Source organism: Gilliamella sp. Fer1-1 (assembly GCF_001690825.1).
GTDB lineage: Bacteria > Pseudomonadota > Gammaproteobacteria > Enterobacterales > Orbaceae > Gilliamella > Gilliamella apicola_C.
The window spans coordinates 1-26,363 of record NZ_LZGX01000070.1 but is presented as its reverse complement, the minus strand read 5'-3'; the positions used below and the strand labels follow the sequence as shown (position 1 = coordinate 26,363).

Annotated in this window: 19 protein-coding genes and 2 tRNA genes; 8 read left to right on the top strand and 13 right to left on the bottom strand. The window is 34.6% G+C overall.

Annotated features, from left to right (window positions below; translation table 11 throughout):
- Positions 1–30 precede the first annotated feature (30 nt).
- Both argC and A9G28_RS08455 read right to left on the bottom strand, forming a co-directional pair.
- On the bottom strand, positions 31–1,041 hold the full coding sequence (argC, locus tag A9G28_RS08460) for an N-acetyl-gamma-glutamyl-phosphate reductase (protein WP_065580382.1): 1,011 nt from the start codon (positions 1,039–1,041) through the stop codon (positions 31–33).
- A gap of 234 nt (positions 1,042–1,275) precedes the next feature.
- The gene (locus A9G28_RS08455; RefSeq protein ID WP_065566467.1) at positions 1,276–2,739 is read right to left on the bottom strand and encodes an aminoacyl-histidine dipeptidase; all 1,464 of its coding nucleotides are present in this window, start codon (positions 2,737–2,739) and stop codon (positions 1,276–1,278) included.
- A gap of 149 nt (positions 2,740–2,888) precedes the next feature.
- On the opposite strand from A9G28_RS08455, the gene gpt reads away from it, so the two are divergent.
- Genes gpt through proB form a run of 3 tightly spaced genes read left to right on the top strand, consistent with a single transcriptional unit; the run spans position 2,889 to position 5,842 of the window.
- Positions 2,889–3,425 carry a xanthine phosphoribosyltransferase gene (gene gpt / locus A9G28_RS08450; protein ID WP_081295616.1) on the top strand — a complete coding sequence of 179 codons (537 nt, stop codon included), beginning with the start codon at positions 2,889–2,891 and terminating at the stop codon, positions 3,423–3,425.
- A gap of 23 nt (positions 3,426–3,448) precedes the next feature.
- Complete coding sequence (gene frsA, locus A9G28_RS13360; RefSeq protein ID WP_065580381.1) at positions 3,449–4,705, top strand: esterase FrsA; 1,257 nt, start codon at positions 3,449–3,451, stop codon at positions 4,703–4,705.
- A 27-nt stretch (positions 4,706–4,732) separates the two neighbouring features.
- Positions 4,733–5,842, top strand: coding sequence for a glutamate 5-kinase (gene proB, locus A9G28_RS13355; protein ID WP_065566465.1), 1,110 nt, complete (start codon positions 4,733–4,735; stop codon positions 5,840–5,842).
- Between the two features lie 528 nt (positions 5,843–6,370).
- Here proB and A9G28_RS08435 read toward each other — a convergent pair.
- The 3 genes from A9G28_RS08435 to A9G28_RS08425 form a co-directional block, all read right to left on the bottom strand.
- Positions 6,371–7,759 (bottom strand): MATE family efflux transporter, encoded by a 1,389-nt coding sequence (locus A9G28_RS08435; protein WP_065580380.1) that lies wholly within the window; start codon positions 7,757–7,759, stop codon positions 6,371–6,373.
- A 6-nt stretch (positions 7,760–7,765) separates the two neighbouring features.
- Complete coding sequence (gene rimO / locus A9G28_RS08430) at positions 7,766–9,088, bottom strand: 30S ribosomal protein S12 methylthiotransferase RimO (protein ID WP_065566463.1); 1,323 nt, start codon at positions 9,086–9,088, stop codon at positions 7,766–7,768.
- Positions 9,089–9,401: 313 nt separating this feature from the next.
- Positions 9,402–10,325, bottom strand: coding sequence for a siderophore ABC transporter substrate-binding protein (locus A9G28_RS08425; RefSeq protein WP_176702135.1), 924 nt, complete (start codon positions 10,323–10,325; stop codon positions 9,402–9,404).
- A 171-nt stretch (positions 10,326–10,496) separates the two neighbouring features.
- Here A9G28_RS08425 and A9G28_RS08420 point away from each other — a divergent pair, with 171 nt between their 5' ends.
- The 3 genes from A9G28_RS08420 (at position 10,497) to A9G28_RS08410 (ending at position 14,016) form a co-directional block, all read left to right on the top strand.
- Positions 10,497–12,461: a TonB-dependent receptor domain-containing protein gene (locus A9G28_RS08420; RefSeq protein ID WP_065580378.1), complete on the top strand. Its 1,965-nt coding sequence runs from the start codon at positions 10,497–10,499 to the stop codon at positions 12,459–12,461.
- Positions 12,462–13,324: 863 nt separating this feature from the next.
- A complete protein-coding gene (locus tag A9G28_RS08415) occupies positions 13,325–13,705 on the top strand; it encodes an endonuclease (RefSeq protein ID WP_065580377.1) in 381 nt (126 codons plus the stop codon).
- Positions 13,702–14,016: a hypothetical protein gene (locus A9G28_RS08410; protein ID WP_065580376.1), complete on the top strand. Its 315-nt coding sequence runs from the start codon at positions 13,702–13,704 to the stop codon at positions 14,014–14,016. Before A9G28_RS08415 ends, A9G28_RS08410 begins: the two co-directional genes overlap by 4 nt.
- Before the next feature lie 406 nt (positions 14,017–14,422).
- Here A9G28_RS08410 and A9G28_RS08405 read toward each other — a convergent pair.
- Positions 14,423–14,499: transfer RNA gene (locus tag A9G28_RS08405), tRNA-Val, on the bottom strand.
- 279 nt (positions 14,500–14,778) lie between these two features.
- Between A9G28_RS08405 and recQ the strand changes: the two genes are divergently transcribed.
- Positions 14,779–16,608, top strand: coding sequence for a DNA helicase RecQ (gene recQ, locus A9G28_RS08400; protein WP_065580375.1), 1,830 nt, complete (start codon positions 14,779–14,781; stop codon positions 16,606–16,608).
- Positions 16,609–17,411: 803 nt separating this feature from the next.
- Here the strand turns inward: recQ and A9G28_RS08395 are convergent.
- From A9G28_RS08395 to A9G28_RS08385, 3 genes are all read right to left on the bottom strand, one after another.
- Positions 17,412–18,416, bottom strand: coding sequence for a hypothetical protein (locus A9G28_RS08395; protein ID WP_065580374.1), 1,005 nt, complete (start codon positions 18,414–18,416; stop codon positions 17,412–17,414).
- Positions 18,417–18,691: 275 nt separating this feature from the next.
- On the bottom strand, positions 18,692–18,892 hold the full coding sequence (locus A9G28_RS08390) for a hypothetical protein (RefSeq protein WP_141674721.1): 201 nt from the start codon (positions 18,890–18,892) through the stop codon (positions 18,692–18,694).
- Positions 18,893–19,289: 397 nt separating this feature from the next.
- Positions 19,290–19,365 (bottom strand) — tRNA-Lys (locus A9G28_RS08385).
- 288 nt (positions 19,366–19,653) lie between these two features.
- On the opposite strand from A9G28_RS08385, the gene A9G28_RS08380 reads away from it, so the two are divergent.
- Positions 19,654–20,325: an OmpW family outer membrane protein gene (locus A9G28_RS08380; RefSeq protein WP_065580373.1), complete on the top strand. Its 672-nt coding sequence runs from the start codon at positions 19,654–19,656 to the stop codon at positions 20,323–20,325.
- Between the two features lie 51 nt (positions 20,326–20,376).
- Here the strand turns inward: A9G28_RS08380 and A9G28_RS08375 are convergent, their stop codons facing one another.
- From A9G28_RS08375 to A9G28_RS08360, 4 genes are all read right to left on the bottom strand, one after another.
- A complete protein-coding gene (locus A9G28_RS08375) occupies positions 20,377–23,235 on the bottom strand; it encodes a valine--tRNA ligase (RefSeq protein ID WP_065580372.1) in 2,859 nt (952 codons plus the stop codon).
- Between the two features lie 200 nt (positions 23,236–23,435).
- Positions 23,436–24,284 carry a pantoate--beta-alanine ligase gene (panC, locus tag A9G28_RS08370; protein ID WP_065580371.1) on the bottom strand — a complete coding sequence of 283 codons (849 nt, stop codon included), beginning with the start codon at positions 24,282–24,284 and terminating at the stop codon, positions 23,436–23,438.
- 5 nt (positions 24,285–24,289) lie between these two features.
- Positions 24,290–25,144 (bottom strand): 3-methyl-2-oxobutanoate hydroxymethyltransferase, encoded by an 855-nt coding sequence (gene panB, locus A9G28_RS08365; RefSeq protein WP_065568196.1) that lies wholly within the window; start codon positions 25,142–25,144, stop codon positions 24,290–24,292.
- Complete coding sequence (locus A9G28_RS08360) at positions 25,141–25,983, bottom strand: Rossmann-like and DUF2520 domain-containing protein (RefSeq protein ID WP_065580370.1); 843 nt, start codon at positions 25,981–25,983, stop codon at positions 25,141–25,143. The genes panB and A9G28_RS08360 overlap by 4 nt, the downstream gene beginning before the upstream one ends.
- Between the last annotated feature and the right edge of the window lie 380 nt (positions 25,984–26,363).

Here is a 26,363-nt window from a genome sequence, read left to right as displayed (position 1 = left end):
TCAAAATTTAAAATAGAAATTAGTCCATTTTTATAATAATGCGGTTGTTTCATCAAAACCATACCGAATGTTCATGCACTGTACAGCCTGCGTTGCTGCGCCTTTTAATAAGTTATCCTCAACAGAAATTAAGATTAAATGACGATCTTTTAATACAAAGCCAATATCGCAATAAGGCAAACCAACAACAGATTTTAATGCAGGCAAATTTTTTTGATACACTCGAATTAAAGGTTTATTTTGGTAGTATTTATTTAAAGTAGCAAGAATGTCTTGTGATGTTACACCCGCTTTTACTCGGCAAGTGATTGTGGCGTGGATACCTTGTTTAAAACTACCTAGATGCGGTGTAAAAATAACTTCTTGCCCTAAATGCGTTGCAATTTCGGGCTGATGGCGATGAGTAAATACCCCATAAGCATGTAAACTTACTTCGCAAAATAAATTATTATGTGAAGGTTTTCGGCCTGCGCCACTCACACCACTTACAGCATTAATTACCGGCCATTGTGAATTATCCAATAAACTCTCTTCGATTAACGGTTTTAGTGGTAATTGCGAAGCGGTAGGATAGCACCCAGGCACAGCAATAAGCTGTGCATGTTTGATCTGCTCAACATTCCACTCAGCTAAACCATAAACAGCTTTATCTAACCATTTAGGGTGTTGGTGCGTGAAACCATAGTAATCGCTATAAAAAGTAGCACAATTCACCCTAAATGCGCCTGACAAATCAAATACAGTGCAACCATGCTCTAAAAAGTAAGGAGCAATATTGTGACTAACGGTATGTTCGGTGGCTAAAAAAACAATATCAACATCATTGATATAAGCAGAATAATCAGACGTTGCTATAAGTGGCAGATCAATAACCCCTTTTAGCTGAGGATGCAGCTCATAATCAGAAATCAGCCTGCCACCATCTTGACTATTTTCCGACACAATTAAAGCGGTAAGTTCGACATGGGGATGCTTGTGCAAATAATAAGCTAATTTTGCGCCCGCATACCCGCTTGCACCGATAACAATTGCCTTTAACATATTCATCCTTATTAATTCTTACGCAATAATTGCACATATAGTAAGCCATTCAAAAGACTAACACAAGCACAAAATGAATTTTTATTCACTTTTTATGAATTTAATTTCATTATTTCTATCAGAATTGATTTTAAGATAAGGCTTAAATGCTAAAACATTTTTTGCAAAAATAAGGTACAAACAAATAATATTAATACCTACCAATAACGATCGGTAGGTATTTAATGAGCTATATTATTTTAAAAAACTTGCTGATTTTAATATTGCTATCAATAATTCCCAATAACGATAAACACTTTGGATATTGACTTTCTCATCTGGGGAATGTGGTGAAACAATTGTTGGTCCAATTGAGATCATATCCATATTTGGATAACTTTGCTTAAATAGACCACATTCCAGCCCTGCATGTATCACCATTATTTTTGCCTGCTGAGAAAAAATTTCGTGATATTTACCTTTTGCAAGTTTAAGTAATTGCGAATCTAAATTGGGTTCCCAACCCGAATAGCCACCACTGATTTCGTAATTAGCATTAATAAGTTGGCTAAACGATACCAAGGTTGATACAACAGCATCTTTTGCACTATCCACTTGAGAGCGAATCAAAAAATGGGCATTAAATTGGTTGTCTTCGATACTGACTATACCTAAATTAAGTGATGTTTCAACCACACCATGAAGCTGATCGCTCATTCTAATCACACCATTAGGTGCGGTATTGAGATAGTTTATAATCTTATTTTGATGTTCAGCTGTTAATACCCTTTTGACTTTATTAGATTCAACTTCAGATAATGTTATTTCGATAGAAGGTTCTACATGGCCTAATTCGTTGTGTAAAATAGTTTGATATTGTTTAACAATGGCTTCTAATTTAGGTAGATCTTGTTTATTTAAAGTGATTTCAATAAAAGCTTCTCTTGGAATAGCGTTACGTAGTGAGCCACCTTTTATGTCGGCTAATCTAAATGGGATATCTTGTACATACTGCGCTAAAAAGCGAGCCATTAATTTGATTGCATTACCACGCCCAAGGTGAATATCACAACCAGAATGCCCACCTTTTAGTCCTTTTAGTGAAATGCTTATATAACAATCATGCTTTTCAGGTATTACCGCATAGGTCACAGCAAAAGTTGTGGAAAAATCAACACCTCCAGCACAGCCCGTAAATATTTCCCCCTCATCTTCAGAATCAGTGTTAATCAAATAACGGCTCTTTAACCAATTAGGTTGTAAACCAAAAGCACCGTGCATACCTGTTTCTTCTGAGGTCGTTATTAATACTTCAATCGGCCCATGTTCAACAGCCGGATCAATTAACACAGCTAGCGCAGATGCTAAGCCGACACCATTATCTGCACCTAACGTGGTACCTTTGGCTTTTACCCATTCACCATCAACATAAGCTTGAATTGGATCAGTGAAAAAATCGTGCACAGTACCTTCATTTTTTTGTGGCACCATATCCATATGAGCTTGCAAAGCAATCGATGGACACTGTTCCATTCCTTTGCTTGCTGGTTTAGTGAGTAAAATGTTACCTACTTTATCAAGCTTGCAGTCGATATGATGCGTATTAGCAAAATCGACAATGTATTTAGTTATCATTTGTTCATGATGAGATGGATGCGGGATTTTACAAATATCATTAAAAATCTGCCAAACAAATTTGGGTGCTAAAGTAGAAAGCATGATATAACCTCAAAATTAATTAAGTTAGTATTAAATTAAGGAGTGGTTTTTTTTAACTAATCACTCTATAATAAGGTGCAATTTTACATCTATTTTTAGTTCATGAATATTTATTTATTCACACATTCGATTAAAATTGCAGGTTACTCATGTCAACAGAACAAACTTTATTAACAGAAGAAGAAATCCAAGCCAAAAAACAACACAAAGCAGAACTTATTGCTGAAAAGAAAAAATTCACCGTTACCTGGGAAATGTTGCAATCCTACGGACGTCAACTATCAGAACGTTTATTACCTGCTAATCAATGGAAAGGTATCATTGCCGTTAGCCGTGGTGGTTTAGTCCCTGCCGCTATTTTAGCTCGAGAACTTAGTATTCGTTATGTCGATACTGTTTGCATTTCAAGTTATGATCACGATCATCAACGCGAAAAACTGATCCTAAAGCAAGCCAATGGTGATGGCGAAGGCTTTATTGTCGTTGATGATTTAGTCGATACGGGCAACACTGCTCACACTATTCGTGAAATGTATCCAAAAGCTCACTTTGTTACTATTTTTGCAAAACCAGCAGGTAAACCACTTGTTGATGATTATGTTGTAGATATTGCTCAAGACACTTGGATCGAACAACCTTGGGATACAGGTGTTATGTTTGTTAAACCTATTTGCGATCATAAATAATCAATAAGGATACCAAGGTTGTTATGGCAGCTACCGAAAATCTAACAGCACAGATATTCAAACCACAATTGAATTATCCTGAGACTTCGACGCTAATTAACCGTACTGATAGTAGTAATGGCAGTAGCATTAGTGCGTTAGATGGAGAGGTCGACTCAAAATGGTATCGAATTGTCAACCCCATTTTGTGGCATTGGCGGGGGTTACCAAAATTAGAAGCTGAAGCGGTTTTATCAAAAATTGCCGCTTCAACAAGATGCCACACAAATGATAAATGGTTAGATACTGTTATCGGTTATCAATCTGGTAACTGGATTTATGAGTTTTTAAACCAAGCAGCAATGTGGCAAACTAAAGCAGAGTCAGTAGATAAAACAAATCTTACCGATGCAGATAAAGATAAGCTACTCAACGAGTACCTTATTGCCAGTGAATATGCAAGTATTGCCAGTTATCCACATTTTAAAAATGATGAGCTGGCAATGTATGCCCAAGCCTGTGCTTATCAAACTTATTCCAAAGCCCTTAATTTTTCACCTTTTTTGGTTAAAGAACTTGAATTTAAAGTTGATAATCACAACGTTAAAACAATTTTACACCTACCAAAAACTGAAGGGGCTTGCCCTGTGGTACTAATCTGTAATGCTTTGGGTAATTTACAAATCGATTATTATCGATATTTTAGTGAATTTTTAGCCCCTCAAGGGTTTGCCATGTTAACTGTTGATTTACCTTCTGTTGGCTATAGCCGTAATTTTGCTTTAACACAAAATAGCAGCAAAATTCATCAAGCTATATTAGAGCAATTGTCCAACATACCATGGATTGATGATCATCGTGTTATTGTTGCTGGTTTTCGATTTGGTTCGCATATTGCCACTCGCTTAGCTTATTTAATGCCAAATAAAATTAGAGGATTATTTAACTTTACGCCATTTGTTCATCAAATTTTTGCTGACAAAGAACTGCAAAAAGATCTTCCTAACAGTTATAAAGATATGCTAGCTAGCCGTTTGGGTTTACCTTCGATATCCAATCAGCAATTAGCCGCAGAGTTAAATTATTTTTCTCTAAAAAATCAAGGTCTTTTAACACATGCTTGCCAAGTACCGGTCATGAATATCATTTTTGAAAATGATAAATTAAGTAATCTTAGTGAAGCAAAATTGATTCATTCAACTAAACAAAATAAAATAGTGACCGTGCCAAAAACACCACTACAAAAAAGTTTACATCAGGCGTTAACCCAATCAGTCAAATGGATGAGGTCTGTTTTATAATTCACGATTAACCAAAAGAGTCATATTATGTCCAATAATAAACAACAAACTATTGTTGTTAAATTAGGCACCAGTGTACTAACTGGTGGTACTAAACAGCTAGATCGGGCACGAATAGTTGAGTTGATACGACAATGTGCAACTTTACATCAAAATGGACATAAAATTATTATTGTTACTTCTGGCGCCATTGCCGCAGGTCGCGAATACTTAAACTACCCTACCTTACCTAATACTATCGCCTCAAAGCAATTACTCGCCTCTGTTGGGCAAAGCAAACTGATACAACTTTGGGAACAGCTATTTTCTATCTATAAAATCTATATTGGCCAAATGTTACTAACTCGTGCAGATCTAGAAGATCGTGAAAGATTTTTAAATGCACAAGATGTATTAAAAGCCATGTTAGATAATCGTATCGTTCCTGTAATCAATGAAAACGATGCAGTCGCCACAGCCGAAATAAAAGTGGGCGATAACGATAATTTATCTGCCCTTGCTGCTATTTTAGCTCAAGCTGATAAACTGATATTATTAACCGATATTGATGGTTTATATACAGCCGATCCAAGAACAGATAGTAATGCAAAACTTATCCAAGAGATCGACCAGATCGATGATAATTTACGTAGTATTGCTGGTGGTAGTGTTTCTGGACTGGGTACAGGAGGTATGAGCACAAAATTACAAGCTGCGGAAATTGCAGGTAGCGCAGGTATTGAAGTGGTAATTGCAGCTGGAAATAGATCTAATGTGATTATTGATATTATCAATAATCAATTTGTTGGCACAAAATTTTTGCCGCAAAAAACACCACTAGAGCACCGAAAATACTGGTTATTTGGCGCGCCTAAAGCTGGTAAAGTATTTTTAGATGATGGTGCGGTTAATGCAATATTAAACAACGGTAGTTCACTACTACCAAAAGGCATTATAAAAGTTGAAAAAAACTTTTCTCGTGGTGAAGTGATTGATATTTGTAATAGCATCGGCAAGCATATTGCTCAAGGTGTTAGCCGATACAATAGCGATGCACTGAGGCAAATTGCAGGACACCATTCCAAAAAAATTAGCCAAATTATTGGCTATGAATATGGTTCTGTTGCTGTTCATCGAGATGATATGATAATTAAATAACAGATAATTGAATTAATGTTTTTCCGATATAACCCAATCATAAACAAAAAATAATGTATTATTGTATTAAACGATTAACTCATTAGGATAGAAAATAAAGTCATCTTAAGGGAGAATCTAATCCAAAGTTTACGTATTTACTCATTAAAAGTGATGAGAAGTTCTGTTACCAAATTCTACAATAAACCAACCGATTGTAGCGTTACAATTTCAGGTTTCGCATTATGAGTTCTTCAAAAACTTATTATATAGCTAAATACATCATCTTTTGACCAAATCATCCATCGGAAACCTTACGTTTCTCAGATTGTTAGATAACTCCATTACTAAATCTTTGAAGATTTTTTATTCATTTTCAGTTGCTTATTTTTTGTATATTACAAATATTAAAAATAAGTAAATACAACAATTATTTATAGGATTGGATAAAACACATTTTCAGCCAATTATTGCAGCGCTTATCACATCACTTGCTGTTTATAAAATGTGTTAATCCTTTTAAAACTTTAGCTGTTCCAATTAAATAATTTATCTTGCTGCGCGCTCTAAAATAGCTTCAGCGGGCTGTCTTTGTATGTAAACCATTCTAGCAATTAATAATAATGCTGCAACAGCAAGCCCTGATATAATTCCTATCCAAAAACCAGCGGCACCGATTGGTTTAATGATTAGATCGGTCAATCCTAGAACATAACCAACAGGCAATCCAACAACCCAATAAGATAGTAGTGTAATAAAAAAGATGCTTTGAGTATCTTTATAACCTCGCAACACATTACTTGCCACAACTTGCAAATAGTCAGATGCTTGATAGATAGCAAGTAAAATAATTAACTGCATACAGATAGCAATAACCGCGGCCTCGCTGGTAAATAGTGCGATAATTGGTGTTCTAAAAATAACTAGAACTAGTGCAACAAAAACAGCCATGCAGAGCGATATTGATAAACTGATATAGGCGGTTTGTTTAGCTAACGCTGGTTTTTTATTACCTAGTAAATAGCCAACACGTATACTGGTTGCAACACCAAGAGATAATGGTATAGCAAAGGTCAAACTACTGATAGTAAAAATGATTTGGTGAGCAGCAACGGTTATTTGCCCTAATGGAGCTATTAATAACGCAATCACAGCAAAAAGGCTCATTTCAAAGAAGTAAGCCAGTGCCAAAGGAGTACCCAGTATAATAATCTTTTTGATTATAGTAAAATCAACCAGTTTTGTGATTGGAGTATTACGTATATCTTGTTGGCTTGGACTAACTAGTGTATATAAGCGTATTAAAATAAACATAAGCCAAAATATAATTGTTGCTGTAATGCCACAACCAACGCCACCAAAAGCAGGTAAGCCTAACTTACCATAGATTAAAATGTAGTTAATTGGAATATTGGCAAGAAGAGCAATAAATATGATGACCATAGCGGGTTTAGTATTCGATAGTCCCTCACATTGATTTCGGTAAACTAAAAAGAGTAAGAACGCAGGCACCCCCCACATGATAGCGCGTAAAAATGAGACGGCAACGTTAACCATTTCGGGATCAATCGGGTGATCAACTGAACTCCTTAAATTAATTATTTTGTCAGAATGATATAAGAAAATCATCATTAATATCGATAATATTAAAGCAATTACCACACCTTGACGAGTTTGGCTTGCAACCTGATCACGTTTAGCTGCACCATTTAAGTTTGAGATAATGGGGGTTAGCACCGTTAACAAACCTTGGCCAAATAAAATTGTTGGTAACCAAATTGATACGGCAATAGCTACTCCAGATAAGGCTGTTTTGCTATAATTTCCCGCCATGATGGTATCGACAAAGGTGATTGCCGTTTGAGATACTTGTGCAATAAGTACAGGAACTGCTAATTTACCAAGATTTTTTACTTCGTGTTTATAATGTTGTTTCATGGTTTATTACCTTTTAACTGTTCCCCAGAGGTCGTATTCATCAGAATGTTCAATATTAACTTGAACAATATCACCTACTTTAACTTGGTTTTCTTCATTTAAATATACAACACCGTCTATTTCAGGAGCATCAGCCATGCTACGGCCTATTGCGCCTTCATCATCAATTTCATCAATAATAACGGGAAGCGTTTTACCTATTTTGGCTTGTAGCTTTTGTGTTGAGATTTTTTGCTGTAATTGCATAAAACGATCAAAACGCTCTTGTTTGATCGTTTCTGGTATTTGGTTAGCTAGTTTATTGGCAGCTGCACCTTCTACGGGGCTATAAGTGAAGCAACCAACACGATCCAATTGTGCTTGAGATAAAAAGCTGAGCAATAGCTCAAAATCTTGATCTGTTTCACCTGGGTATCCGACTATAAAAGTGGAGCGCAAAGTAATATCTGGGCAGATTTCACGCCATTTATCAATTCTTTCTAAGGTTCTTTCAATAGTTCCCGGTCGTTTCATTGATTTTAAAACTGATGGGCTTGCATGTTGTAATGGCACATCTAAATAAGGTAGGATTTTTCCTTCAGCCATTAATGGTATTAAGTCATCAACACTAGGATAAGGGTACATATAATGCAATCTTACCCAAATTCCTAAGTTAGCTAACTGTTCACAGAGGGTCTGAATATCGGTTTTTAATGGTATACCGTTCCAAAAGTTAGTGCGGTTTTTTATATCGATACCATAGGCTGACGTATCTTGCGCAATCACTAATAGTTCTTTAACTCCACTATCAGCTAAGCGTTTGGCTTCATCTAAAACGTTACCAATTGGTCGGCTAATCATATCTCCACGCAAAGATGGAATAATACAAAATGTGCAACGGTGGTTACAGCCTTCTGAAATTTTGAGATAAGCATAATGTTTCGGTGTTAATTTCACACCTTGTTGAGGAATCAAACTCGTATAAGGATTATATGCAGGTTTGGGGACATATCTATTAACATGACTTAATACAGATTCATAGCTATGTGGGCCAGATATTTCAAGTACTTTGGGATGTACAGATCTAATTTGATCTTCTTTTGCGCCAAGGCATCCAGTAACAATGACTTTACCATTTTCGTTCAATGCTTCACCAATTGCTTCAAGAGATTCTTGTACGGCACTGTCAATGAATCCACAAGTGTTAACAATAACCAGATCGGCATTATCATAGCTTGGCACAACTTGATAACCTTGCGTGCGTAATTCAGTTAAAATTCGTTCAGAATCGACTAAGTTTTTAGGACAGCCAAGGCTCACAAATCCAATTGTAGGGGGTGATATATTCATAGTGTTTATAATTGTGTTTTATATAAAGAGGTATTGTTTGAGAATTTAATAAACTATTTTTATAATTATTTGCTAATCAAAATAACCTCGGCATTCTATCACATTTCATTATAGTTGATACACTGATTTTCAAATTTGAAAGGAATATTAGATATGTATTAACTGATTTAGTTAATAGTAGTAATAAGATTTAACCTATTATTTTTAAACAGAAAAAACAACTTATTGAATAACACCTCCATTTCAACCAAATATAGCCTTTATTACTAATAAAGGCTATTTTAATAATAGGAAGATAAATTTATTAACAATCTTATTTTAATGCATTAGTGACTTCGTCTATCTGAAGATTTATGCTTTCAGCACCACCACCAGACAAATACCAAAGATCAGGTGTTAAATAAACTACTTTTGTTTTGCTTTTGTTTAGTACTTTTGGAGAAAAATAGTGTTCAACCATACCTTGATTACCAATTGCTTTACTGCGGTCAACGATAAAAACGATATCTGGTTTCACTGATTTGATGTAATTATCATCAATAAAAACTGGCGCAGGTTTCCCGAGTTTTGATTGCGCAGGCATAATAGTTAGTGGCACAGCACGCTTAACGTTTAGCACATCATGAATCAGCGCTGCACTTGAGCTTGAATTAATAAGTATCATCTTTCCATCATTGTGGATAGTTACAATAGCCTTTTTGGGGCTAGCTTGAGCTACAGATTGGGCATCTTTAATTTTTTTATCTAATGATTGAATAATTTCATTCGCTTTGCTTTCTGACCCTGTTATATTGGCTAGCACTTGAATATGGTTTTTGACCGATTCAACATAATTTTTAGCATCAACGCTTAAATTAATGACAGGCGCTATTTTTGATAGTTCTTCAGTTTTACTAGCTTGACGCCCATCAATGACAATCAAATCAGGATTAACTTTTTTGATTACCTCAATATTAGGCTCTTTCATATTACCAGTATCGGAGAGCGACGTATTATTAAATTGTTGCAAATAAGATGGAATAACTGATAGTGGAGTTGCAGCAACTATCGATCCTTTTCCTAACGCATCTAAAGTATCTAATGCGCCATAATTCATTACCACTACTTTTTTAGGCGATTTAGGGACAACTACCGTTTGGCTATCAGTAGTTACGCGCATTGTTGATGATTGACAGGCGGTTAATCCTAATACGATCACAGCAATACTACTCAAAAGTAACTTTTTTTTCTTATTCATATCTAAATTCTCGCATTGTTTTAAATGATAATAATTATTATTCAACAAAGAAAGTTTGTCTAGATCTAAATAATTTTTTACAAAGATATTGATAATCATTATCATATAGTGTAGTGTGCTTAGAGATGAAAGGAAATGTAAATATCATTATAAATAATGGGGTTATAATAAATGAACGCAAAAAAGAAGTTTAAGTTGGCAACACATGTCATTAATACTAGTATTTTGTTGTCATTATCAAGTACTGCTATGGCTGTTGGCAATTCAGATACTGATACCATGGTGGTTACTGCATCAGGTTTCTCACAACAAGTGAAAGAAGCGCCTGCGACTATTTCAGTTATTACACCTAAAGAAATCGAAAATAAACCTTACCGCGATGTTACTGATGCGCTAAAAGATATCCCTGGCGTAAATATTACCGGTGGTGGTGATTCTACTGATATTAGCATTCGTGGTATGGATGCAAAGTATACCTTGATATTAGTTGACGGCAAAAAAATTAGTACGCGTGAAACAAGACCTAATAGTGACAATTCTGGTTTTGAACAAGGCTGGTTACCACCATTAACCGCTATTGAACGTATTGAAGTGGTGCGTGGGCCGATGTCGTCATTATATGGCTCTGATGCCATGGGTGGGGTTATTAATATCATTACCAAAAAAGTATCCAATAAATGGCAAAGTGGCCTGCGTCTAGAATCAGTTATTCCTTATCGTTCAGAAGAAAAAAATACCTATACTGGTAGTTTCTCAACTATGGGACCGATTATTGATGATATTTTGGGTATCCAACTTTATGGACAATATTCAAGACGCCATGAAGACAAATTTCTAAATGGTCATTCAGGACAAAAATTACGTAGCTTAAATGGTAAATTATCATTAAATGCATCTGATACACAAAAATTTGATCTTGATTTTGGACGATCTTTGCAAAATAGTAACGCAACCGCAGGCAAAACAAGAGATAAATCTAGAAATAATTTTAATCGGGATAATCGCCGTAATTCGTTTGCTCTGACACATAATGGTTTGTTTGGCGATGTATCTACCACTTCCTTTGTTGCTTATGAAGGCAATAACAACCCTAAAAGAAATATGAAAATTCGAAACACCGACGTAGATACACGTGTGACTATTCCTTTTAGTATCAATATGCTGACTTTAGGCGGAAAATATAATTATCAAGAATTACATGATAAAGGAAACCAGCTAAAAACAACATTATCTAAAATCGATCGTTGGAATTATGCGCTATTTGGCGAAGATGAATTACGCATTTTAGAAAATTGGAGCTTAACTTTAGGATTACGTTATAACAAAGATGAAAATTATGGCAGTAACTGGAATCCAAGAGTTTATAGTGTTTGGAATATTGATGATAACTTTACCCTAAAAGGGGGGTATTCTACAGGCTATGCAACTCCACAGCTACGTTATGTTGTAAGTGATTGGGGACAAGTAACTGGAGGCGGATACTCAGATGGGGTAATTATTGGGAATCCAAATTTAAAACCAGAAAAATCAAATAATTTTGAAATCGGGATCGGATATACTAATGATTATGGTATCGATACTTCTGCAACAGCATTTTATACAAAATATAAAGACAAAATTCAGTCATATTATATCTGTAATCACAAGCATAACTGTGAGTTAAATGGTTATAGTAAAATATTTGACTTTATACAAGGTCGTGAAAATGTTGGTAAAGCCGATCTTAAAGGTTTTGAATTTTCATTCAAAACACCATTATTAACCGATTTTTTACTAAGCTCTAACTACTCTTGGACAAAAACAGAACAAAAAAGTGGCAAATATAAAGGACGTCCTTTAAATCGAACACCAAAACAAAAATTCAATACCCAACTAGATTGGTATGCTACCGAGCAATGGGATTTATGGGCTAAAATGGCCTATTATGGTGTAGAATCATCTAATAATCGTAGTGGGCAAAAAATTGAGTACCCAGGCTATACTTTCTGGGATGTGGGTGCCTCTTTCCAAATAAACAAAGATGCGAAAGTTTATGGTGGGGTTTATAACTTATTTGACAAAAACGTTTCTAACGAAGACTTCGGTAAAACCTTAGAAGGTCGCCGTTATTTTGTGGGCACCGAAATTAATTTCTAATCAACCAATATGTTATTTTAGTTTATTATTCTAAGGCAGCTTTAATTTAGCTGCTTTTTTTGTAAATAATCCATTAACTTATGAGTTTATTTACTAAAAAATAACCCATATAAAATGTTGATTTTATTTTTTTGTTTTTGATAAAAATACTCTGTATCAATCATAAATTGAGTTTGTGATATATCTAGGCTTTTACTTACTTGCTCAATTAATGCGATATTGTCAATGTGTTTTTTTTAAATCTTCTACTTCAAATCCTCGTTTTGAGCTGTTTCAGTTACTGATTTTGCCATAAATCACCTTGATTGATTAAATATCTGTTGATATATTTAAAACAGGAGGTGGCTACGCCCCACCTTTGATGGTTAATAGACTGCAAATGATATCAATATTATAAACAAGAGAATTAAGCGTATATTTATTCTTTTACTCTTTTAAATCCTTATCGAAAGCTGAGGGTTTATTTTATCAAGTTTCTTGCAGGATGGTTCTGTTGCAGGATGCTCTACTATAAAAATCGATGTTTTATATAACATATTAAATTTTTTACAGTTATTGGATTTATTTTAAATGGATTTTATGGGAAAAATAGCTATCTTACTTTTATTTACTCCATTATTGGTTTATTCAGCACAGAACTTTAATTCAGCTAAAACACATTTAACTAAATTATATAAATCAACCCCTGATAAAACTACATTTTATTACGGGTGAGAATTTTCGTGGATAGATAAAAAGGCGTTGTTGATTTTGACAAATGTGGATACCATACAAGAAAAATCAGGCTATAGCTGAATGAATTGAGTGGGACCATGTTATACCTGCCGAAAATTTTGGTAGACACTTAACATGCTGGCAAGCAGGTGGACGTAAAGCGTGTCAATCAAATAGCAAGTGATATACATAACTTTCAAGCGGCTATTAGTGAAGTGAATGGCGATAGGTCTAATTATCGTTATTCGCTATTCACTAAAGTATTTAATCAGTATGAAAAGTGTAAAAGTGCTGTGGATTTTAAAGCTTGCATATTCCAGCCACGTGACGAAATTCGTGGAATGATAGCACGTACATATCTTTACATGTCTGATAAATATAAAATCAATTTATCTAATCAAGAAAAGAAGCTAATAATGGCTTGGAATAAAATGTATGCACCTGAAAATTTAGAGTGTAAACGTAATGCGCATATAGCAAAAGTGCAGGGTAATGATAACAAGTTTGTTACTGGGCGATGTACACAATGAAAAAGTTAATCGTATTATTTTTAATTATTTTTTGGTCGCAAATTGTAGATGCGGCAGTAATCCATAATATAACGTATCGTGGTTCAGATCCTGATGCAATTAGGTTGATCGGTGGTGTATCTTTTTTTGCTTTGATTTATATCTGTTTTATTATGGTCAATTTTCTATTAGAAGAGAGTGACAAACCAAAGGATGAGCAAGACAAATTAAAGCAAAATGGAGTGCGTTCTAGCAAAAAAAACAAGCCAGTGAACGAGAAATTCAAAAAATACGAAATATACACTTCTAAGAATTTTAAAAAGAAAAAATGAAGTCGCTTGACTGCGTTTTTTTGTGCCTAGATTTTGAGTAATTCACTCAATACCAAATCGACAGCAATGCTATATACACATCATAATAAACAGCATTAGACTAAAGAGCGATTTAACTTTATGAAAAAATTAGGGAAGTAAGCAGGTAGAATGTTATTAAACTGGAAACGAGTTAAGTCAATTATTGAAAATAAGACCCATTCCTTTCACCAAAATAAAACTCAAAATTCAAGCAAAAATCAGTCATAACAATCGCCGATTTTATTGAAATTTTTTCATGTGGAAATTCGTTTATTTTGAAATTGTTAGCATTTAAAGGGCTATTTAATGGTATCTATTTTACCCTACTAATAAAATCTAAATTCAAGGTAATCACTTTAAAGACTTTCTAGATAAGGCTTTAGAATGGTACGCCCGGGTGGACTCGAACCACTGACCCCCACCATGTCAAGGTGATGCTCTAACCAACTGAGCTACGGGCGTATATTTGAAACACGCAAATATTAACTGGCAAATTGCTTTGTATCAAGTAAAAAAATAAAAAATAGCTGTTTTTTTAAGCTGTTGAACAATATTGACTATATAATAAACATTATTTACTTTGAAATTGAAAAAAACTTTGTATTACCATTTATGAAGCCTTTTATTAGTATTTTTTTATTTTTGCGAACAATTGTAAATTTATGAAAATTCTGGGTGGTTTGTTTAAATTAATTTAGCTATACTCGCTTCTTTACGTAGGTGTTACATGTTTAGGATTGTATGTCGATAAAAGATCAGATTGAAGATGTGTTGCAAAATGTATTTGGTTATAAATCATTTAGAAACCAACAAAGGGAAATTATTGAATCTATTATCGAGGGACGTGATACTTTAACAATTATACCAACTGGCGGGGGAAAATCTTTATGTTATCAAATTCCCGCAGTTTTGTTATCAGGAACAGCAATAGTTATTTCCCCATTAATTTCCTTGATGAAAGATCAGGTTGATCAATTATCAGCCAACGGTATTGCTGCTGCATATCTTAATGCATCACAATCACAAACCGAACAACAAGAAGTACTAGCTAAATATTTAAATCATTCAATAAAGCTATTATATGTTTCACCAGAAAGGTTGGCTGTATACTCTTTTTCAACATTAATAGATGAACATCCACCTTCATTAATCGCCATTGATGAAGCGCATTGTATTTCACAATGGGGACATGATTTTAGACCAGATTATCGTCAATTAGGCCAGCTTTCATCTCGTTTTCCAAAAGTGCCAATTGTTGCATTGACGGCAACCGCCGACAAAATGACTCAGGCTGATATTATTCATCAACTTAATTTAATCGACCCATTAGTTATAGTAAGAAGCTTTGATCGGCCTAATATTCGTTATACGGTGGTTGAAAAATTTAATCAAACCGAACAAATTGTCTCGTTTATTGAAACACAAAATGGTAATAGTGGAATCATTTATTGTTCAAGCCGTTCTAAAGTTGAAGATATGACCACAAGGCTTGCTGCCCGCGGTTTTTCAGTTGCAGCGTATCATGCTGGGTTGACGAATAATGAACGTCAACAAGCCCAAGAATCTTTTTTAAAAGATGATGTTCAAATTATTGTTGCCACCGTTGCATTTGGAATGGGAATCAATAAACCCAACGTGAGGTTTGTTATTCATGCAGATTGCCCTAGAACTATCGAAGCGTATTATCAAGAAACGGGGCGAGCAGGACGAGATGGTGTGCCGGCTGAAGCGGTACTATTGTTTAATAAAAAAGACTTAGATTGGTATTATCGACAAATTAACGAAAAAATGGATGGTCAACATAAAGACGTTGAACAACATAAAATAAATGCCATGGAAGCATTTGCACAAAGTTTGACTTGCCGCCGAATTGTGTTGCTTAATTATTTTGGTGAGGATCGAACAGAGCCTTGTAATAACTGCGATGTTTGTTTATATCCACCTGAACATTATGATGGTTTAATTGATGCGCAAAAAGTTTTATCTTGCACTTATCGTATTGGGCAACATTACGGTGCTCAATATATTATTGATGTTTTACGTGGATCTGGGCGTTCCCAAATTAAAGAAAGTGGTCATGATAAATTATCAGTTTATGGAATTGGCAAGCAGCATTCATCTGCTTATTGGCATAGTGTTATTAGGCAGCTCATTTATTTGGGATATTTATGCCAAAACATATCAACTTATACAACACTACAATTAACGCAAAAAGCGCGTTCAATACTTAGAGGCGAAATACCGCTATCTTTGGCTAAACCTCGTTTAGAAATCGTTAAGAAAAGCCGTATAAATCGATATGCTAGAGCAATTAATTTAACAACAATTTTATCTTACGAAGAACGAATTTTATTTGGTAACCTTAAGCGATTGCGAAAAAATATTGCTGACGCAGAGGATATCCCTCCATATATTGTTTTTAGTGATGCGACATTGCTTGAAATGGTTCAAACCACACCAGCAAGTAAAAAACAGCTAATTAATATTACTGGTGTAGGTAAAATCAAATTGGAAAAATATGGTAATTTGTTCTTAGATGAAATAAAGGAATTTATGATAAAAAACATGTAATAATTTTTCATCAATTACATATAATAACCATCTTTAGAGAATTTTGATTTATTTGACCCTATAAATAATTTTATGTATTTGCTTATTTTTTAGCGTATTGTAGTGTATAAAAATAAGTAAATGAAAATGAAGACCAAAAGATTAAAATAGTTAGTAACTAAGTTAGCTAACAAGATACTCCCCCAATTGACTTGGATGAGTGAATATCTTTTCAAATAAATTGAACATCGAAACGACTCTTAATGCAAAATGGCTGAGTATTTCGGTCATAACAAATATCACAGCGAAGCAACAATCAGCGCAATGATTATAGCAAAAAGCGGTGATGAGTAGTCATAGCGAGCTAGAGCTACCTTATACTATTCTCACCGCAAATTACATTATCTTTGTGTATTATATTCAATATATGGTCATGTTTAATACATGTGTAAAAAAGATTCAGGAATCTATACCATTTCACCGTAAAGATGATTTATTACATAACATCCAATTGCGAGTAATAATAAAAATGTCAATAATTGGTTTTCCACATGCTAATTGAATAGCTAATTACAGAGGCAGAGTCGGTTATTTACAACAAGCTATCTAGTTAAATTTTATCAGATTGAAAGGCAATGCTTTATTCTATGATTGGATAACTGACTGGAAAAATGAAAGGTAGGTGTGATGGTGATCGAACTCGCAACCATTTGATTAATAGTTCTTTAAAGTAGTATTTAAAATCAATTGCTTATAATTAATCAAGGGTTAATAATACCTATATAAACACATTTAGCTATATAAGGATATATCCAACCGCCATTTTATCGCCATAATTTCTTTGCGCTATAAACATGAGAATGAGCTTGGTATATTGTTCTTTTGTTATATTGATTTAGTAATTCAATGTTATTTCTATCATAATAAACATGGATTATATTACCTTGAACTTCTTTACATCTTTCAATCACTTTATTATGGTAGTCCGATGTCCATCCTTGTGTTTCTGCAAATTTATTTAAATTTGTGAAAGAATAAATGACAAAAGACGAAGAATTTAAATTAAATTCAGTAATAGAGTTTATATTATCTTCAAGGCTATTAAAGCCCCTATCTGAAAGCAATACTGAATGGTCATCATAACAATTTATAGTTATTGTTTTGTAATTGTCTTTATTTTCATATATATTTCTGGCTAAAGACTCCAACATGTTAATTTTTTCTCCTTTATGCTCAAATTCTATTAAAAGCATAAATAAACCTTTTAGCCATAACTTGTATTGTTCTTCACTTACATCTAAAAGGTTATATAAATAATTCAGATGTTTTGCTTCCCCATTTATTATCTTTCTATATATTCCTTGGTATTTCTTGTCAGTTGGTATATATTGTAAAATTGGTTTTAAAGTATTAATTGTTTTCTTTATACAGAAAGGATTTCGAAGTGAATTAAGTGTTTTAAGTATAAAAATATTAAACAATTCATTAAGAATATCTTTGTTTCTATTATCTATTTTTTTAAGTAAGCTTTTTGTATGCATAATTATGTTTGATTCATATTTATTAAATAATAATTCAAAGTTATAACGTAATTTTTTAGATTCATCATCCACGTCAAAACTATATAAATCAAAGATAGACAAATTATTCTCAATTAATCTGCCATTATCATTTTCTAATTCAATTTTAAATGATTCTCGGTTAACAATGTTAAATGAATAGATTCTTTGTTTGCTAGGTTTAGCATCCGGATTAATTGCATTTAATCTTTGTTCTGCTTGGGAAATATAGTGTTGATTTATAGTTTGATTGATAAATTTTTTTGTCATATTGAACCCAATGGATTCACCTTTACCACATATTCAAAATGCTCAGGTGCAAAATGCGCATATCCCATAGTCATTTTGATGTCGGTGTAGCTGGGGATTTTTTGTAATACTAAAATATTACCACCATTCACCATAAAATGGCAGGCAAAAGTATGCCATAAACATGTGTTAACTGGCGATCTGGTAATTCAATACCGGCTCTGTCGATTGCTGAACGGAACGCTGAGTAACAAGACGTAAATAAGGTGTGAGGGTTCCGTTAAATAACTTGTCACTTATTGGAATGGTTCGATTACCTTTGGTATTGATATAGATGATCTTACTGTCTTTAACTTGAGGGCTTTTAGGTTTTCGGGTTCGCTCCAACGTGCGTCAGTTGCTAAACAGATTTTAACGATAACAGTTAAGTCTTTAGCCGTACTTTGCTCACATGATAAGAGTGAGCCATCAATTTGCTTTTTTGTTAGATTAGCCATTTCTTGCTCATCGGTTTTAAATGAGCGCATTTGTTAAAGTGAGTTGTTGTGTTTCCACTCCCCTAGCCGAATTAACTTATTAAACACGGATTTAAAATACATTAATTCAAAACGCATTATGCGTGGGGCAATTTTTTATTCTGTCAGCCCCGAAATATTTCACCATCAATACGCTTTTGAGCTAAAGCAATAGGTCAATCTCGGCACTAGATTTTACTAGCACGCAGCTAATCCAGCGAAAGAGCATATCCATGCCAATAATTTTTATTTTGAAATGGTAGGAAACAGATTATATACAATTATAAAAAATTGCACCGCCATTTTACCGCCACTCGTTATTTTCATAGGAGTTTCTAAGGAAGGATTTTTATATAACTTATTGATTTTATATTATAAATGGTGGGTTGTGAGGGGATCGAACCCGCGACCAATTGATTAAGAGTCAACTGCTCTACCGACTGAGCTAACAACCCATAAGAATTTATATAGGTATTCTATATAAATTTAACCAACATTGCAAATTACTAATCAATTTTATTTATTAACAATTTGAGATAAATCTCAAAAATATCAAATTTAATATGATAAGATGATTAAAACAATATAATTACTCTATTTAACTTTAATTTCTCATTGGTTAATAGTTACTACCCTTAGCAATTAAAATTTAATACAGCTTTTATGAAAATAATTTAGATTGTTATTGTTTTTAGTGCTTCAACAAGATTTTATGTCATAAATTATAAATAAGGAGGCAAAGAATGAAAATATCATCGGTAGCTATGGTGATTTCAATGGGGTTAGCAAGTTCAACTGCTTATGCACATACTGCAAATGAAATTATTATCCGAGGTGGACCTGTTTATGTTCACCCTCAAGATAAAAGTGATCATGTCAAAGTAGGCGGAGCAAAAACTGATCTAAAAGCAAAAGCGGATAACGACACTCAGCTTGGATTAAACTTTCAATATATGGTTACAGATAATATTGGTGTTGAATTATTAGCTGCAACCCCATTTAGCCACCAAGTTAAATTAGGAGGGGGAAATTCAACAGGGCTTTCTGGCGCTCATCTTGGTAAAATCAAACATTTGCCACCTACATTAAGCGCTGTTTGGTATCCACTTGATTCACAATATGAGTTACAACCCTATGTTGGATTAGGCATAAATTACACGTTCTTTTTTGATGAAAAACTTAGTAGAGAAGCTAAAAATGCAGGATTTCATGGTTTAGATCTTGATAGTTCTTGGGGATGGGCTGCACAAGTCGGTACAGATTATACCTTTAATAATAATTGGCTTATTAATGCTCAGATCCGTTATATTGATATTGAAACTAAAGCAACTACTCATTTAGGCAATACTAAAGTTACAGCTAATTATAAACTTGATCCATGGGTTGCAATGATTGGTGTGGGCTATAAATTTTAATTTAATAACGCATAAAAAACCTCTCATCTGAGAGGTTTTTAATTACAAAGATTAGAGATTTTTTATTGCAGCATACTGCTCTTGCAGTTTTGCTTTATCATCAATATAACCTTGTTGTTTTTCTTTCTCTTTGGCAACAACTGCTGCGGGAGCCTTGTCAACAAAGCTTGCATTAGATAATTTATTAGTAATGCGAGTAATTTCACCTTCAATGCGAACAATTTCTTTCTCTAAACGAGCAAGTTCATCTTCTTTATTAATTAATCCCGCCATCGGCATTAATAATTCTGCACCATCTACTAATTTTGTTACCGATAATGGTCCACTTTCACCTTCATCTAATAATACTATTTCAGATAATCTAGCGAGTGATTCAATAAAGCTAATATTATCGCTAATGATTCGGTGCACCGTTGGTGTTGCTTTGCGAATTAATAATTGCAAAGGTTTGCTTGGTGCAATATTCATTTCAGCACGAATGTTACGAACCGCAATAACAACATCTTTAATCCAATTGATATCGGCAACAGCTTCATTATTTAAATGCTGTTTATCACAAGCAGGCATTGGCTGTAACATGATAGTATCAGCTTTGATTTTCATTAATCCTTTTACATTTTGCCAAATTTCTTCAGTAATAAATGGAATAATAGGATGAGCAAGACGCAGCAAAGCCTCTAAAACAGTAACTAAGGTGTGACGAGCCGCGCGTTGCTGTGAAGATTCACCATGGGCTAAAATAGATTTTGTTAGCTCTAAATACCAGTCACAGAATTGGTTCCACGTGAACTCATATAGAATGTTAGCAGCTAAATCGAAACGATAAGTATCAAAAGCTTCACGATAAGCCTTAACTGTTTGATTAAATTCAGCCAAAATCCATTTATCCGCTAGAGAGTAGTCAAAATCGCCACCATTAAATCCACAATCATGCCCTTCTGTATTCATCAATACATAACGGCTAGCATTCCAAAGCTTGTTACAGAAGTTGCGATAACCTTCCAAGCGTTTTAGATCCCAATTGATATCTCGTCCTGTTGAAGCTAATGCGGCTAAAGTAAAACGTAGTGCATCCGTGCCGTGAGCTTCTATACCATTAGGAAATTGTTTTTGAGTGCGTTTAGCGATTTTTTCCGCTAATTGAGGTTGCATCATGTTGCCAGTACGCTTTTCTAATAGTTCTGGTAGTGAGATGCCATCAATCATATCTAAAGGATCGATAACATTTCCTTTAGATTTTGACATTTTTTGCCCTTCTTCATCACGAATTAATCCAGTTACATAAACCGTTTTAAATGGAACCTGTGGCTTGCCATCTTTATCTTTAATAAAGTGCATAGTCATCATGATCATTCGCGCAACCCAAAAGAAAATAATATCAAAGCCAGTAACTAAAACATTAGTTGGGTGGAACGTGGCTAAATCATCAGTCTTATTCGGCCAGCCTAATGTTGAAAATGTCCAAAGCGCTGAAGAGAACCAAGTATCAAGCACATCTTCGTCTTGGTTAAGCTCAATATCATCAGCAAGGTTATTTTCACGACGCACTTCCGTTTCATCTCGCCCGACATAAACATTTCCTTGTTTATCATACCAAGCGGGAATACGGTGTCCCCACCATAATTGTCGAGAAATACACCAATCTTGAATGTCATTCATCCAAGAAAAGTACATATTTTCATACTGTTTTGGCACAAATTGAATATCGCCATTTTTTACCGCTTCAATAGCAGGCTCTGCAAGCACTTTAGCACGTACATACCATTGATCGGTTAGCATAGGCTCAATAACAACACCACCACGATCGCCATATGGAACGGTTAAATCATGTGGCTCAATTTTGTCTAAAATACCCTGTGATTCACATTCTGCCACAATCGCTTTACGTGCGGCAAAGCGCTCTAAGTTTTGGAACTGAGCTGGAATTGTTGTTTCATATGCTTCGCTTGGCTCGCCATTAGTATCAAATACTTGAGCTTGCTCACCAATATGACCATCAAAAGTTAAGATATTTATCATTGGTAATTTGTGGCGTCGCCCTACTTCATAGTCATTAAAGTCATGAGCTGGCGTGATTTTTACGCAACCAGTACCTTTAGTCATATCGGCATGCTCATCTCCAATAATCGGTATACGACGATTAACAAATGGTAATACAACAAATTTACCAATCAGATCCTTATAACGCGGATCTTCAGGATTAACAGCAACACCGGTGTCCCCCAATAAAGTTTCAGGACGGGTTGTAGCAACAACTAAATAATCTTTACCTTCAGCTGTTTTTACGCCATCAGCTAATGGATAACGTAGATGCCACATTGAACCTTTAACCTCACGATTTTCAACTTCAAGATCTGAGATTGCTGTACGCAATTTGGGATCCCAATTGACTAAACGTTTACCGCGGTAGATTAAATTTTCTTGGTATAATTGGACAAAGACTTCTTTAACTGCATTTGACAAACCTTCATCCATTGTGAATCGTTCACGATCCCAATCAACCGAATCGCCCAAACGTCGCATCTGCTTAGTAATGCTTCCTCCAGACTCTGCTTTCCATTGCCAAATTTTTTCGATAAATGCATCACGCCCATAATCATGCCGCGTTTTATTCTCTTCAGCGGCAATTTTCCGCTCAACCACCATTTGCGTTGCAATACCAGCATGATCAGTACCCGATTGCCACAAAGTGTTATTGCCTTGCATACGATGATAGCGAATTAAAGCATCCATAATAGTTTGTTGAAACGCATGCCCCATATGTAAACTACCCGTTACATTTGGCGGTGGAATAGCAATACAATAACTTGGTTGAGACTTGTCACCATTGGGTTTGAAATAACCGCTTTCTTCCCAATGTTTATAAATAGGTTGTTCAATTTCGTGTGGATTATAAGTTGTATTTTTCATAATAAATGCACAAATCCTGATTTAAAGCATAAAATGGTTGCTATTCTACAGTAAAATAGCCAAACAATAAATTGGCATAACAATAAACTCACGGATTTAATCTGCTTTTTAAGAATTTTTATCAGAGAATGAATTACAAAAAAATACCGCTGACTATTAAGCGGTATTTTCATAATTGTCACTCATAATTTTGTCTACAGTTATTGCTGTTGGTAAATAAAATTATCAATCAATCGTGTTTTACCAATATAAACCGCCAAGGCACATAAACTATCTTTGGCAAGCATATTAATCGATGCTAATGATGCTAGATCGACAAATTCAATATAGTCAATTTTAGCCAAAGGTTGTTTGGAAATAACATCATCCATTGCTTTCTTAATAACTGTTACTGACTTTTCGCCCTGCTTTATCATTTTTTTAGCGCATTCAATTGCTTGATAAAGACAAACAGCAGCCTTACGTTCATTTTCAGATAAATAGCTATTACGTGAGCTTTTAGCCAAACCATCTGCTTCGCGCACAATCGGGCAACCGATAATATCAATATCGAAATTTAGATCACTGACCATCCGTTTAATGACAGCTAACTGTTGCGCATCTTTCTGCCCAAAATAGGCGCGATCGGGTTGAGTAATATTAAATAATTTGGTAACAACCGTACATACACCTTTAAAATGTCCTGGGCGCCTTTTTCCACATAACGCATCTGTTAAGTTATTCACATCAACATAGCTACTAAAATTAGGCATATACATTTCACTTGCCGTTGGGTGAAAAATCAAATCAACGCCCATTTGCTCACAAGCTATTTTATCTCGTTCTAAATCGCGTGGGTAACTATCTAGATCTTCTGACGGACCAAATTGTATAGGGTTAACAAATATGGTCACAATCACTTTTTGGTTATCTTTTTTAGCCGCAGCCATTAAACTTTGATGACCTTCGTGCAAAAATCCCATTGTTGGAACAAGACCAATACTATAACCTGCTTGTCGCCAAATTTTAACTTGTTCTCGCACTTGTTTTATTGTCGTTACAACATTCATTTGTATTAACCCTTTTTGTTAACAGTAAATTCAAGTTTAAGTTTTTCTATAATGTCGTTATCAATGGCGAACTCATGAATTGCCGCTGGGAACTGTTGTTCATTGACTTCTTGACAATACTGTTTAAAAGCTTGTTTCATTTGATCGCCAATTGACCCAAAAGATTTTACAAATTTTGATGATATGCCATCATACATGGATAACATATCTTGATAAACAAGCACTTGCCCATCACAATTCACGCCAGCGCCAATACCAATGGTAGGTATACTTACTAATTCTGAGATAATTTTTGCTAAATCAGCAGGCACACACTCTAATAAAATGGCTACAGCGCCGGCTTGTTCAACCGCTAAGGCATCAAGAACAATATTTTTAGCCTCTTGATAATCCTTGCCTTGAACTTTATATCCCCCTAAAGCAAGCACGGATTGAGGCATTAATCCTATATGTGCAATAACAGGAATCGAAGCTTGCGTAATCATTTTGATATGCTCACAAAATGCTTGCCCTCCTTCAAGTTTAACCGCTTGCGCTTGACCTTCTTTAACTAAGCGACCTGCATTTAAAACAGCATCGTAAACCGAGGTGTGATAAGACATAAAAGGTAAATCTGTAACAACAAATGCGGATTTTGCTGCTCTTGCGACCGCTTTTGAGTGGTGGATCATATCATCCATCGTAACCGATACGGTGCTATCGTAGCCAAGCATAACCATACCTAAAGAATCACCAACTAATAAACAATCCACGCCACTTTCGTCCATCAATTTGGCTGTCGTATAATCATACGCCGTCAACATGGTAATTTTCTGACGGTTTTGTTTACGCTTTTGTAAAGTAACAATAGTATTTTTCAAGATAACAACTCCAATTCTAATTGTCGATAATCCTTATTTGGATGCTTTGTTCGACTCATTCTAAGTAAAATAGCGGATAATTGTTGATAAATAGACTTATATTCGGCTGGCAAAGCATTTAAATGTTGTTTAATTGTTTCAACATCTCCTCGCTCAACAGGCCCAGTTAAGGCTCCAATAACCCCCACACGGCAAACCGCATTAGCATTATCTAGAAATAAAGCGTGCCAAGCCTGTTCAGTAAATTCTTTGTCTAATCCACTTTGAGCCAGCAAGCTAGTCCCAACTTGTGCTAAAGCAATAACCTGATTACTTAACATAACACAAGCAGCATGATAAAGATGCTTTTTCTTGGCTGAAAGGATCGCGATAGGATTTTTTAATAGGCTTAAACGCTTTTGTAGCTGAAAAATCACGTTGTTATTAGCTTCTAACGTAAAAAAAACTTTCGGCATGGCATGATAACAATCAAACCGATCATATATGGCATATAAGGGGTGTAAAGAAAAAGCAAAAGGATGAACAGATTGATTATTGATAAAGATATGCGATGTAAGCAAACCACTACAGTGACCAATCCATTTATTAGTAATAGGCAACAGACAAAGATCTTGCCAAACATTAGTTACTTGGTCATCGGGCACTGTGAGCAATAAGCAATTACAGTCATTAACTAAATCAGCTAAAGTTGAATATGCTTGGCTTTGGGTAAAATCGCTCGCCTCTTGTGTGTGAGCATAGGTTCGACTATAAAATCCCGCTACCTTTATGCCACATAAAGTAAAATGCTTTGCTAGTGTACATCCTACTTTACCAGCACCAATAAAACCAATAATCATTATCAATATAAATTGTTTAATAATTATCGCATTATAGCCCAATCGGTTTGATATTCAATCAATTTAACTATTGATAACAAATAAAATTGATTGTGGTATTCCTAATATCAAGTAGAGACAAAACCACTAAAAAACAGAAATTTATTTGCAATTCAAGTACAGAAAAATAAGCCCTCCGATAAAAAGATGTTTAATAATATTACGATGTTTATATATAAATATTTAACATTACAAAAAACTACTAAGCGCCTTATTTTTAGGTATAATAATTGTATAGAGATAGTTACTGTTTTTTGTATATAGTGGATACGAGGGCTAAAATAACTGATCATACTCAGTTGGCTATTGTTAAGCACCCCCTCACACCACCATAAGTATCT

Bases quoted from the DNA above. Each gene is read 5' to 3' on its own strand.
- argC (WP_065580382.1), bottom strand. From the start codon at position 1,041: ATGTTAAAGGCAATTGTTATCGGTGCAAGCGGGTATGCGGGCGCAAAA.
- A9G28_RS08455 (WP_065566467.1), bottom strand. From the start codon at position 2,739: ATGCTTTCTACTTTAGCACCCAAATTTGTTTGGCAGATTTTTAATGAT.
- gpt (WP_081295616.1), top strand. From the start codon at position 2,889: ATGTCAACAGAACAAACTTTATTAACAGAAGAAGAAATCCAAGCCAAA.
- frsA (WP_065580381.1), top strand. From the start codon at position 3,449: ATGGCAGCTACCGAAAATCTAACAGCACAGATATTCAAACCACAATTG.
- proB (WP_065566465.1), top strand. From the start codon at position 4,733: ATGTCCAATAATAAACAACAAACTATTGTTGTTAAATTAGGCACCAGT.
- A9G28_RS08435 (WP_065580380.1), bottom strand. From the start codon at position 7,759: ATGAAACAACATTATAAACACGAAGTAAAAAATCTTGGTAAATTAGCA.
- rimO (WP_065566463.1), bottom strand. From the start codon at position 9,088: ATGAATATATCACCCCCTACAATTGGATTTGTGAGCCTTGGCTGTCCT.
- A9G28_RS08425 (WP_176702135.1), bottom strand. From the start codon at position 10,325: ATGAATAAGAAAAAAAAGTTACTTTTGAGTAGTATTGCTGTGATCGTA.
- A9G28_RS08420 (WP_065580378.1), top strand. From the start codon at position 10,497: ATGAACGCAAAAAAGAAGTTTAAGTTGGCAACACATGTCATTAATACT.
- A9G28_RS08410 (WP_065580376.1), top strand. From the start codon at position 13,702: ATGAAAAAGTTAATCGTATTATTTTTAATTATTTTTTGGTCGCAAATT.
- recQ (WP_065580375.1), top strand. From the start codon at position 14,779: ATGTCGATAAAAGATCAGATTGAAGATGTGTTGCAAAATGTATTTGGT.
- A9G28_RS08395 (WP_065580374.1), bottom strand. From the start codon at position 18,416: ATGACAAAAAAATTTATCAATCAAACTATAAATCAACACTATATTTCC.
- A9G28_RS08390 (WP_141674721.1), bottom strand. From the start codon at position 18,892: ATGGCTAATCTAACAAAAAAGCAAATTGATGGCTCACTCTTATCATGT.
- A9G28_RS08380 (WP_065580373.1), top strand. From the start codon at position 19,654: ATGAAAATATCATCGGTAGCTATGGTGATTTCAATGGGGTTAGCAAGT.
- A9G28_RS08375 (WP_065580372.1), bottom strand. From the start codon at position 23,235: ATGAAAAATACAACTTATAATCCACACGAAATTGAACAACCTATTTAT.
- panC (WP_065580371.1), bottom strand. From the start codon at position 24,284: ATGAATGTTGTAACGACAATAAAACAAGTGCGAGAACAAGTTAAAATT.
- A9G28_RS08360 (WP_065580370.1), bottom strand. From the start codon at position 25,983: ATGATTATTGGTTTTATTGGTGCTGGTAAAGTAGGATGTACACTAGCA.